A 781-nucleotide genomic window follows, 5' to 3' on the forward strand; every position below is an offset into this window, starting at 1 on the left:
ACGGCGGCCTTGGCGGCGGCCTGGTCGAGGCTGAAATCCAAGCGGATGCGGCGCATGCGCTCGCGCTGGAACGCCCTTTCGGCGCTATCGCCGGCCGTTGCCAGCAGCGCTTCGGCATCGCTGAAGCGACCGCTGTCGATCAGGTCGATTACCTGCGCCTGGCGCGCCCGCTGTTGGCTGCTGTTCCCATCCGTTGCCTGCGTGGCCGACGCCCACAGCAGCAGCGCGGCACACAGGCCGGCGGCGGCAGGCAGACGCGGTTTGCGAACGGCAGGATCCACAGCGACACTTCCCCAGCGCGGGTGGTAATGGCTGTGTAACACGGGCCGGGATCCCGGTCAATAATTTATTCTTGCTTTCTATGCCGAAAGGAATAAATATTCCAAAAGGCATTCGAGGAGGGTGTGCTGCGCATGATCCTGGCTTCCCGCGAACGGCATCGGCATTGGCCGCGCCGCTTGACCCTGGCGCTGTGCCTGCTGGCGGCGCCCACTTTTGCGCGGACCGCGCCGGCCCCCGATCCTGGCGCACCGCTGCCCTACGTGATCGGCCTGCACGAGGCCTACCTGACCCCGCAGTATTGGGCGGCCCGGTTGGACACTGCCGATGCGCCGATCCTGGATCGCGCGCAGATCGAGGCGCAGAACGCGCGGATGCGGGCGCAGGACAGCCACATCCAGGACATCGCCACACTGCCCGCCGCGCTTGATGCGGCGGCGGTGCGTGCCAGCATCAGCGCGCTGTCCAGCTGGCCCAGCCGCGCCCTCTACAACGACAAGGG

General features: G+C 67.3%; 2 pseudogenes. One reads left to right on the forward strand and one right to left on the reverse strand.

What is annotated here, in order from left to right:
- A pseudogene (locus ARC23_RS20190) lies at positions 1-281 on the reverse strand (transglutaminase domain-containing protein); the annotation flags it as partial.
- 132 nt (positions 282-413) lie between these two features.
- Here ARC23_RS20190 and ARC23_RS20195 point away from each other — a divergent pair.
- Positions 414-781: pseudogene (locus tag ARC23_RS20195) on the forward strand (SH3 domain-containing protein); the annotation flags it as partial.

The organism is Stenotrophomonas beteli (assembly GCF_001431665.1).
In the GTDB taxonomy this organism is placed as follows: domain Bacteria; phylum Pseudomonadota; class Gammaproteobacteria; order Xanthomonadales; family Xanthomonadaceae; genus Stenotrophomonas; species Stenotrophomonas beteli.